Source organism: Cyanobium sp. ATX 6E8 (genome assembly GCF_024346335.1).
Classification (GTDB): domain Bacteria; phylum Cyanobacteriota; class Cyanobacteriia; order PCC-6307; family Cyanobiaceae; genus Cyanobium_A.
This window is the reverse complement of record NZ_JAGQCT010000031.1, coordinates 1-9,548: the sequence shown is the minus strand read 5'-3', so window position 1 is coordinate 9,548 and position 9,548 is coordinate 1. Positions and strand designations below refer to the sequence as shown.

The following is a 9,548-nucleotide window of genomic DNA, read 5'->3' as shown; positions in this document are numbered from 1 at the left end:
ACTCTCTCAGGCCGCACTCGGCCCTCCAGGGGCGTACGCCCCTGGAGGCAGCTCAACAGGGAGTTGCCGCATGACCACACCCACCAACTCTCATAAGGCTTGGACCAACAAAGGGGGTCACGTCAGCTCAGCCCCGATGCGAGGTCAACAGGAGCGCAGTGGCTCCCTGTTCTCCTACGTGTCGATCGAGGAGCGGATCCCGGCCAGTCATCCGCTGCGGCGGATCCGGAAACTGGCCGATCAGGCCCTCGATCGGCTTAATCCCACCTTCTGTGCGCTGTACGCCGCAGAAGGCAGGCCATCGGTGCCGCCCGAGCAGCTGCTGCTGGCCTCATTGCTGCAGGCGTTCTACGGCATCCGCTCAGAGCGGTTGCTACTCGAGCAGCTGCAGTACAACCTGTTGTTCCGCTGGTTTATCGGTCTGGGCCCTGATGATCCGATCTGGCATCCCACAACGTTCACCAAAAACCGTGAGCGGCTGCTCAATGAGGAGCTCATGGAGCGCTTCCTCAACAAGGTGATGGCGGCTCCAGAGGTCCAGCCGCTGCTCAGCGATGAGCACTTCTCGGTGGACGGAACCCTGCTGCAGGCCTGGGCCTCCCATGCCTCCCTGGAGCGGATTGATGGGCAGGACGATCCACCGCCGCCGCCGTCAGGTCCTGGTGAGGGCTTTGGTCAGTCCAAAGCAGGCAAGAAACGTGCCAAAGGCGACTTCCGCGGCGTCAAGCTCAGCAACCAGACCCATCGCTCCACAACCGATCCGGATGCTCTGCTGGCCCGCAAGTCCAATGCCCACCCCGCCCAGCCGAGCTACCGGGGGCATGTGCTCATGGACAACCGCCATGCCCTGATCGTCGACTGCAGGGTCACGCAAGCGGTGGGCACCGGAGAGCGGGATGCAGCCAAGGCAATGGCGGCTGAGCTCCCCGGTGCCCACAAGAAAACCCTGGGTGCCGACAAGAACTACGACACCAAGGGCATGGTCGCCGAACTCAGGCGGATCGGCGTCACGCCCCACGTGGCCCAGAACACCAACCGACCTGGTGGCTCCGCCATTGATGGCCGCACCACCCGCCACAAGGGCTACGCCCAATCGATCAACGCCCGCCGCGGGATTGAGAAGGTGTTTGGCTGGATCAAGCAGTGGGGCGGGCTGCGTCAGTTCAAGCTGCGCGGCACCGAAAAGGTCGCTGCGGTGTTTGGCCTGCACGTGATCGCCTACAACCTGATCCGCCTGGGCAATCTGCTCCGTCCCGCGGCGATGGAGGCAGCATGAGCGGGGCATTGCCCAGAGGTGTGGCCAGACGGACGGCCGAAACTCTCAGAAACAGCCCAAAAGGGCCTCATCCAGCCGCCTGAGCTGCGCTGAGGCCTGAAATCAACAAGAAATCAGCGGAAAACGCCCTCGGCGACAGGGTTTTTCTGCAAACACTTAAAGGCCCACATCGCATCCCAAAGATCAGCGCGGTTGGTGGTGACCATGCCGCCTTCGCCGGCGGTGGTGAGGATCTTGTCTTGGCAAAAGCTCCAGGCGGCCACATCACCGAAGCTGCCAACGGACTGGCCGTGGATGCGGGCGCCATGGGCCTGGGCGCAGTCTTCAATCACGGCGATGCCGTGGGCGATTTGGGTCACCCTTTTGGTCGATGTGCCCTCAAGCAAATCCGCCGTATTCCTCCAGCAGGGAAATTACATCTCGGACTCGTTGGGCGTTGGCTTCGCTGGGTTCGAGCTGGTGGCGGAGCTGGACGAGATTGCACTCAGCTTGACATTGAGCTCGGCGAGCCGCTCGTTCTCGCTCCTCAGCTGCTTCATCCGCTGCTCGTGCGCGATCTTCCGCTTCTCGAATTCGATCTCTCTCCGATCGAACTCGATCTCTCTCAGCTCGTAGTCGACAACGGGTCGCCAATTGAGCATCGCCAAGCAGCTGCGGAACCAGGGCAGCGAGGAGTAGTAGGCGGATTTATCGAAACAGCCCTTGCTGGTTGAGGGCGACGGCGCTGATGAAGGGGATGTGGACATGGCTGTAAGACGAGAAAAGAGTGATCAGCGCCAGCAGGCCGCCCAGGAGCAGGGTGATCCAACCCTGGATGTCGAACAGAAAAACCCTACCCACACCGAGCCCTCGCCGCTCAGTTGACAATACACCTGTACTGCTCAGCAGGGAGGGAGGGCGCCCTCGCAGCTGCAAGCGCATCCCGCCGGAACAAGGCCCTGGGCCACCTGCAGCCGAGAACACTCAAGCCCACAGAGCCCTCACGGCCTGCAGCCGGAACAACACCTGAGCCGCTTTCACAAGGTCTCTACCCCCTAAACCCCACAATCGGCCCGCTTGCGGGCAACAACCTTGGGAACCAGCCAGGCACCGGTGGTCCCAGTGGCCCGCCAAAGGGTGAGGCGCAGGGCATCCCGGAGCAGCTTGCGGTGCTCGCTAGGGCTGGGGGCAGGTAAATCGGCCGGGCCAACGCGAATGCCCTGGCTGCCAAGGGCAATGCGGGCGAGGACTGGTGGCGCAACCAGTGGGCGAGGGCGGTGATCTGGGTGGCGGAGACGTAGCGCGGCGGCAGCGGATCAGCAGGCGCTCCCCGGCTCCTGCAGCAGTTGCTGCTGGTAACGCTCGGCCTGTTTTAGGCGGGTGGGCGTGCCATCGAGCACCTCGATCAGATCTGCAGCGGGCAGGTCCTGATCGGCCAGCCAGCGAGCTGGGGCTGGGGCTGGGGCTCGACACGATGGCGCGAGAGGGCCGGATCACGAGGGCGAACCGCCAGCGAGATCAGCGAGCTCGGTAGCAATCAACTGTAGAAATCTCCTGTGGAGGGGGGTGGGGTCGAGCCAGACAAGTGCTCCCGCTCGAAGTGCTCGAGCCTGGAGTTGGCTTGCTCGAGCCGCGCGATCTCGCTCTCGAGCTGTTTCATCCGCTTCTCGTGCTCGATCTTTCTGTTCTCGTACTCGATCTTCCTGCGCTCGAATTCGATCTCGCGAATCTCGTATTCGACGACGGGATGCCAATTGAGCCTCGACAACCAGCGTCGCCAGCGAGGCAGCGAGGACAGAAACTCCGATTTGCTTATTGAGCTGGAGGGTTGGGCCCCAAAAGAAGTCGACATGGTCATAACCCGTGAGGAGTGTGATCAGGGCGAGCAGCAGGCCGGCAATGAGCGTGATCGCGCCCTGTAGGTCAAATCCCAAAACCACCGTAGCCAGCCCAAACCCTGAACACAGAATAGTACAAATAGACTAGCAGGGCATCCGTGGAATCACGGGTGGCCCGCCCCGCGGCCTGAAGCCCTACACCCCGCAATCTGCCCGTTTGCGTGCCAGCGCATCAGGAACCAGCCAGGCGCCGGTGCTCCCAGTGGCCCGCCAAAGGGTGAGGCGCAGGGCATCCCGAAGAAGCTTGCGGCGTTCAGCGGAGCTGGGGGTAGGCAAATCGGCCGGGCCAACGCGAATACCCTGAGTGCCGAGGGCAATGCGGGCGAGGACTACGGCGCGGGCGGTGTGATCAGGATCGGTGGCAATCCACACCCGAGAACTGCAGGGCGAGGGCTGGTGGCGCAACCAGTGGGCGAGGGCGGTGATCTGGGGGCGGTGTCGAAGCCCTGTAGCAGTTCGGGGGTGGGCTGGGGTGGCGGCTTACCCGTGGGGCAGCGGATTAGCAGGCGGCGAGGCGGCTGAGACAGCGCTTGGCCGATGCGATCGGCTGCGGCGAAGCGACCTGAGCCACCATCCAGCACCACCACCAGATCGCTACCAGGGCCAGACGTGGGAACCGGAGAAACAAGCGGAACAATCCAGGGCCAGGCCAGCCACAGCCCTACAGCCGGAGTTCCAAGCAACAGAGCAACCAACACCTGACGACGCTTCTGGCCAAACAGCGCTACCGGCAAGCCCGCTTCACCACCGTTCGCACCACCTCGGCATAGCCGGCCATCTGTTCAGGGGTGATGGTGGGATGCACCAGGAACATCAGGCTGGTGTCGCCCAGTTCGCGCGCCACGGGCAGACGCTCGACGGGGGCGAGGCCGGCGTCCTGGAAACACCGCTCGAGGTAGATCTCGCTGCAGCTACCAGAGAGGGCGGGATAGCCGAGGGCGGCGATCTCGCTGAGGATGCGGTCGCGGCTCCAGCCATCGGCCAGGGCGTCTGGCTTCACGAAGGCATAGAACTTGTACCAGGCGTGGGTGATGCCCTCCGGCGGCAGGGGCACACGCACAGCGGAGCAATCGGCCAGGGCTTCGGCGAGAAGCAGGGCGTTGCGGGTGCGGGCGGCGGTCCACTCGGGTAAGCGCTGGAGCTGGATGCGGCCGATGGAGCTCTGCAGTTCGGTGAGGCGGAAGTTGGAGTCGTAGCCGCAGGCCCGCGAAGCGGTAGCGCTCGTGCAGCCAGCGGAAGCCGGGCGGGTGTTCGCGGCCGAAGACCGCCTGATGGGTTTTGCCGTGGTCTTTGAAGGCCCACATGGCATCCCAGAGGTCGGCGCGATGGGTGGACACCATGCCGCCTTCGCCGGCGGTCAAAGCGACAGCTCGCTGTGCGATCCCAGACGGACCAGCCGAACCACCTCAGCGCACTGGAGCTGATAGATCAGCACCAAATCCGGGAAGACATGACAGTCGCGATATCCCTTCCAGTTGGCTCTGAGCTGATGGTCGCGAAACCTGATTGGTAGAGGCTGATCGGCCAGAAGAAGCGGGATCACACCTTTGAGGCGGGCATCCAGCTCGGAGCCATAGACGCTTTTGGACTATTTTTTATAGTCTTTTTTGAACTGTGTTGAGCGTTCAATCGTCCGCATGCAGGTCGACGAACAACTGTTCAATGTTCTCTGCAGTCACTCCTCGCCCCTCGGCCAGCTCTTGCATGGCTTCAAGGGTGCCAGCATTTGGGCCCAGAAGATCGAGAAGGCTGAATTGGCCCCCTGCCAAAGCTTGATAAACCTGGTTCACGAAGACCTGTTCGGACAGTCCAGAAGCAGTTAGCTGTCGCAGCACATTGGCGCGAATGTCGCTGTCGAGACCATTGAGGTCGATCGTTGCTGGTGTCATACCGAAACCTCCTTGATGCCACATTAATGCCGTTGAGGGTTCAACAGCCGCGCCGGCGAGGCGGGCAATGAGGCTGATGTGCCCGGCATCAGTGCAACTCATCCTGCGGTGCTTGCCCTCGGATCCGCAAGCGCAACCCGCCCGAACCAAGCTGTGGGCCACCTGCTGCTGAAAACTCCCATCCCAGCGGTGCCCTCACGACCTACAGCCGCAACGACTCCCGAGCGGCTTTCACAAGGCCGCCGGCCTCAAACGCCTCAGCCACCACACCCGCGGTCTGAAAGCCGCGCTGCCATCAGGAGCGCGACCTACCGGCAAGCGCGCTTCACCACTGAACGCACAGCCTCGGCGTAGCCGGGCATCTGCTCCGGAGTGATGGTGGGATGCAGCAAAAACATCAGGCTGGTCTCCCCCAGCTCACGGGCCACAGGCAACCGCTCAGCAGGTGCCAGGCCAGCCTCCTGGAAACACTTCTCCAGATAGATCTCGCTGCAGCTCCCAGAGAGGGAGGGATAACGGACCACTCGGGCAGGCGCTGGAGCTGGATGCGGCCGATGGCGCTCTGCAGTTCGGTGAAGCGGAAGTTGGAGTCGTAGCCGCAGGCCCGCGAAGCGGTAGCGCTCGTGCAGCCAGCGGAAGCCGGGCGGGTGTTCGCGGCCGAAGACCGCCTGATGGGTTTTGCCGTGGTCTTTGCAGGCCCACATGGCATCCCAGAGATCGGCGCGATCGGTGGTCACCATGCCGCCTTCGCCGGCGGTGGTGAGGATCTTGTCTTGGCAGAAACTCCAGGCGGCCACATCACCGAAGCTGCCCACGGACTGGCCGTGGATGCGGGCGCCATGGACCTGGGAGCAGGCTTCGATCAGGGCGATGCCGAGGGCAAGTTGAGTCACCCTTTTGGTCGATGCGCCCTCAAGCAAATCCGCCGTATTCCTCCAGCAGGGAGATCACATCTCGGACTCGTTGGGCGTTGGGTTCGCTGGGCTCAAGTTGGTGGCGGAGCTGGACGAGATTGCACTCAGCTTGGCGTTGAGCTCGGCGAGCCGCTCGTTCTCGCTCCTCAGCTGCTTCATCCTCTGCTCGTGCGCGATCTTCCGCTTCTCGAACTCGATCTCTCTCCTCTCGTACTCGATCTCTCTGCGATCGAACTCGATCTCTCTCAGCTCGTAGTCGACAACGGGTCGCCAGTTGAGCATCGCCAAGCAGCGGCGGAACCAGGGCAGCGAGGAGTAATACTCCGATTTGCTGATTGAGGGCGACGTTGCCGAGGAAGGGGATGTGGACATGGCTGTACGACGTGAAAAGCGTGATCAGCGCGAGTAGGCCGCCCAGGAGCAGGGTGATCCAACCCTGGATGTCGAACACCAAAACCCTACCCACGCCGAACCCTCGCCGCTCAGCCAATAATACACCTGTATCAGCAAGCAAGTGCTGCTTGCCCTCGCAGCCGCAAGCGCAACCCGCCGGAACCAGGGCTTGGGCCACCCGCACCTGAAAGCTCTCAACCCCAGCAGCACCCTCACGACCTGCAGCCGGAACAGCGCTCAAGCGGCTTTCACGAGGCCGGAAGCCGCGTTGGCAGCTCATCCCCCTACACCCCACAGGCCACCCGCTTGCGGGCCACCTGCTCGGGCACCAGCCAGCCGCCACTGCTGCCGATGGCCCGCCAAAGGGTGAGGCGCAGGGCATCGCGCAGGAGCTTGCGGCGCTCCAAGGTGCTGGGGGGTGGCGGCGGCGCTGGAGCCACGGCCAGACCCCGGCCGCCCAGGGCCAGGCGGGCCAGCAGCACGGCGCGTGCGGTGTGATCGGGGTCGGTGGCGATCCAGACGCGGCGGGGCGAGGGGACGGGCTGGACGCGGAGCCAATCGGCCAGGGCGGTGATCTGGGTGGTGGTGTCGAAGCCCTGGAGCAGCTCGGGCAGGGGCTGGGGCGGCGGGGTGCTGCGGGGGCAGCGGATCAGCAGACGCTGGGGGGGCAGTGCCGCGGCGAGGCGTTCGGCCTGGGCCAGGCGGCTGGGGGTGCCATCGAGCACCACCAGCCGGTCGGGGCGATCGGGAGCCGCCGAAACCGAAAACCACAACGGCGCCAGCCAGGGCCAGGCGAGCCAGAGGCCGGCGGCCGAGACGGCGAGCACCAGGGCCACCAACATCGGGGGCCGCATCAAGCCGGCCGCCGTCAGCGGCAAGCCCGCGCCACAACCGTCCGCACAGCGTCGGCATAGCCGGCCATCTGCTCAGGCGTGATGGTGGGATGCACCAAAAACATCAAACTGGTATCGCCCAGTTCGCGGGCAACTGGCAACCGCTCGGCAGGTGCGAGGCCGGCATCCTGGAAGCAACGTTCGAGGTAGATCTCGCTGCAGCCACCAGAGAGGGCGGGATAGCCGAGGGATGCGATCTCACTGAGGATGCGATCGCGACTCCAGCATTCGGCCAGAGCGTCTGGCTTCACGAAGGCATAGAACTTGTACCAGGCGTGGGTGATGCCCTCCGGCGGCAGGGGCACGCGCACGGCGGAGCAATCAGCCAGGGCTTCGGCGAGGAGCAGGGCGTTGCGGGTGCGGGCGGCGGTCCACTCGGGCAGGCGCTGGAGCTGGATGCGACCAATAGCGCTCTGCAGTTCGGTGAGGCGGAAGTTGGAGCCAAAGCGTTCATGCACCCAGCGGAAGCCGGGGGGGTGTTCGCGCCCGTAGACCGCCTCATGTGTTTTGCCGTGGTCTTTGAAGGCCCACATGGCATCCCAAAGGTCAGCACGTTGGGTGGACACCATGCCGCCTTCGCCGGCGGTGGTGAGGATCTTGTCTTGGCAAAAGCTCCAGGCGGCCACATCACCGAAGCTGCCAACGGACTGGCCGTGGATGCGGGCGCCATGGGCCTGGGCGCAGTCTTCAATCACGGCGATGCCGTGGGCGATTTGGGTCACCCTTTTGGTCGATGTGCCCTCAAGCGAACCCGCCGTATTCCTCCAGCAGGGAAATCACATCTCGGACTCGCTGGGCGTTGGCTTCGCTGGGTTCGAGCTGGTGGCGGAGCTGGACGAGATTGCACTCAGCTTGGCGTTGAGCTCGGCGAGCCGCGCGTTCTCGCTCTTCAGCTGCTTCATCCGCTGCTCGTGCGCGATCTTCTTCCGCTCGTCTTCTTTCCTCAGCTGCTTCATCCGCTGCTCGTGCGCGATCTTCCTCTGCTCGTACTCGTGCTCGCTCCGCTCGAACTCGATCTCTCTCAGCTCGTAGTCGACAACGGGTCGCCAATTCAGCGTCGCCAAAAAGCGCCGGAACCAAGACAAGGAGGAGTAGTACTCCGACTTGCTGGTTGAGGGCGATGGCGCCGAGGAAGGGGAGGTGGACATGGCTGTACGACGTGAAAAGCGTGATCAGCGCGAGCAGGCCGCCCAGGATCAGGGTGATCCAGCCCTGGATGTCGAATAGCCAAACCCTACCCACTCCGAACCCTCGCCGCTCAATCAACAGTACACCTGTACTACCGAGTGGCGCCAGGTGCTGGCGCCGAGATGAGATCGAGAGCGTTGATCTTGCAATCTGTACATCCCGTACAGATAGGCGTAGCGAGCCTGCGACGAAAGCTTTACCGAGCCCAGTCGGCCAAGGAAGTCGGCGCTTGCCCTCGAGACAGGATGCGCACCCCGCCGGAACCAAGCTCAGGGCCTCCTGCAGCTGAGAGCTCCCGACGCCATCAGCACCCTCACGAGCTGCAGCCGGAACCGCTCCCGGGCGGCTTTCACAAGGCCGCCGGCCTCAACCGCCACAGCCACCACACCCGCGGCCTGAAAGCCGCGGTGGCAGCAGATCGCCCCATGCCCCGCCGAGCAGGTCTTTTATAGCGACGGGGCGGAGCGCATCGCTGCGGGCCCGGCCGGAGCTGAGGTCATCCACCGAGGGGATCTGCAACACCGGGATCGCCTGGCGTTGTAACTCAGCCACGATGCGGCGGCGATCACTGCGGGGCAGCGAGGGGATCGCCAGCAACACCTGATCGAGCTGATCCTGGATGTCACTGAGCACCTGGGGCGGCTGGATCGGAATGTCGTTGATCGTGCGCCGCCAGAGACTCGGCGCATCATCGAGAAAGGTGACAATCTGGTGGCAGCCGGCCAGACGCAGGGCAGCGGCGAGCTGGGCACCAGCCTCACCGGCGCCGTAGATGGCCACACGCACCATCTGATTCTGGCTAACCGAACGCAACGACAGAAACAAATCACGCAGGGCAAAGCGCACCGCTCCGATGAAACCAGTGAGCAGCAACCAAAGCAGGATCCAACTGCTGCGGGGCGGCATCGGCAAGCGCAGCATCAGCCCGTGGCCGCCAACAGCAGCACCAACAGGCCATTGCGGCCAGCGAGGAGATAAAGACCCCGGCTACCCAGGGCCGACTGAAAGTCAGGCACAAGGCAGCTGGCGCGGCCATGCTGGTGCCGGTTTTGTCGGGACTGCTCCCGTCCGTTGGCCCATTCTGTTGCCAGTGCTGATCTGATCGCCTTCCTGCAGGC

13 protein-coding genes and 1 pseudogene are annotated in these 9,548 nt (G+C 63.8%); 1 reads left to right on the top strand and 13 read right to left on the bottom strand.

The features are described from left to right. Nucleotides 1-136: 136 nt before the first annotated feature. Nucleotides 137-1,276, top strand: a complete 1,140-nt coding sequence (locus tag KBY70_RS14180) for an IS5 family transposase (protein ID WP_254988946.1) — start codon at nt 137-139, stop codon at nt 1,274-1,276. A 113-nt stretch (nt 1,277-1,389) separates the two neighbouring features. On the opposite strand, the gene KBY70_RS14175 is transcribed toward KBY70_RS14180, so the two are convergent. From KBY70_RS14175 to KBY70_RS14115, 13 genes and pseudogenes are all read right to left on the bottom strand, one after another. Beyond that, nucleotides 1,390-1,635 (bottom strand): DegT/DnrJ/EryC1/StrS family aminotransferase, encoded by a 246-nt coding sequence (locus KBY70_RS14175; protein WP_254988944.1) that lies wholly within the window; start codon nt 1,633-1,635, stop codon nt 1,390-1,392. 54 nt (nt 1,636-1,689) lie between these two features. Next, on the bottom strand, nt 1,690-1,923 hold the full coding sequence (locus KBY70_RS14170) for a hypothetical protein (RefSeq protein WP_254988943.1): 234 nt from the start codon (nt 1,921-1,923) through the stop codon (nt 1,690-1,692). 40 nt (nt 1,924-1,963) lie between these two features. Then, a complete protein-coding gene (locus tag KBY70_RS14165) occupies nt 1,964-2,116 on the bottom strand; it encodes a hypothetical protein (protein WP_254988942.1) in 153 nt (50 codons plus the stop codon). A gap of 676 nt (nt 2,117-2,792) precedes the next feature. Then, the gene (locus tag KBY70_RS14160; protein ID WP_254988941.1) at nt 2,793-3,107 is read right to left on the bottom strand and encodes a hypothetical protein; all 315 of its coding nucleotides are present in this window, start codon (nt 3,105-3,107) and stop codon (nt 2,793-2,795) included. 770 nt (nt 3,108-3,877) lie between these two features. Continuing rightward, complete coding sequence (locus KBY70_RS14155; RefSeq protein WP_254988940.1) at nt 3,878-4,462, bottom strand: DegT/DnrJ/EryC1/StrS family aminotransferase; 585 nt, start codon at nt 4,460-4,462, stop codon at nt 3,878-3,880. A gap of 48 nt (nt 4,463-4,510) precedes the next feature. Further along, nucleotides 4,511-4,792, bottom strand: a pseudogene (locus KBY70_RS14150) (type II toxin-antitoxin system YafQ family toxin). Continuing rightward, nucleotides 4,779-5,144, bottom strand: a complete 366-nt coding sequence (locus KBY70_RS14145) for a hypothetical protein (protein WP_254988939.1) — start codon at nt 5,142-5,144, stop codon at nt 4,779-4,781. Before KBY70_RS14145 ends, KBY70_RS14150 begins: the two are co-directional and overlap by 14 nt. Before the next feature lie 206 nt (nt 5,145-5,350). Continuing rightward, nucleotides 5,351-5,935, bottom strand: a complete 585-nt coding sequence (locus KBY70_RS14140) for a DegT/DnrJ/EryC1/StrS family aminotransferase (protein WP_254988938.1) — start codon at nt 5,933-5,935, stop codon at nt 5,351-5,353. A gap of 54 nt (nt 5,936-5,989) precedes the next feature. Next, nucleotides 5,990-6,328, bottom strand: a complete 339-nt coding sequence (locus KBY70_RS14135) for a hypothetical protein (RefSeq protein WP_254988937.1) — start codon at nt 6,326-6,328, stop codon at nt 5,990-5,992. Nucleotides 6,329-6,633: 305 nt separating this feature from the next. Further along, entirely contained in the window at nt 6,634-7,227 is a 594-nt protein-coding gene (locus tag KBY70_RS14130; RefSeq protein ID WP_254988936.1) for a hypothetical protein, read from the bottom strand. Continuing rightward, nucleotides 7,218-7,964 carry a DegT/DnrJ/EryC1/StrS family aminotransferase gene (locus tag KBY70_RS14125; protein ID WP_254988935.1) on the bottom strand — a complete coding sequence of 249 codons (747 nt, stop codon included), beginning with the start codon at nt 7,962-7,964 and terminating at the stop codon, nt 7,218-7,220. Before KBY70_RS14125 ends, KBY70_RS14130 begins: the two co-directional genes overlap by 10 nt. 54 nt (nt 7,965-8,018) lie before the next feature. Continuing rightward, nucleotides 8,019-8,390, bottom strand: coding sequence for a hypothetical protein (locus KBY70_RS14120; RefSeq protein ID WP_254988934.1), 372 nt, complete (start codon nt 8,388-8,390; stop codon nt 8,019-8,021). A gap of 406 nt (nt 8,391-8,796) precedes the next feature. Beyond that, nucleotides 8,797-9,342: a nucleoside-diphosphate sugar epimerase/dehydratase gene (locus tag KBY70_RS14115; RefSeq protein ID WP_254988933.1), complete on the bottom strand. Its 546-nt coding sequence runs from the start codon at nt 9,340-9,342 to the stop codon at nt 8,797-8,799. Nucleotides 9,343-9,548 lie beyond the last annotated feature (206 nt).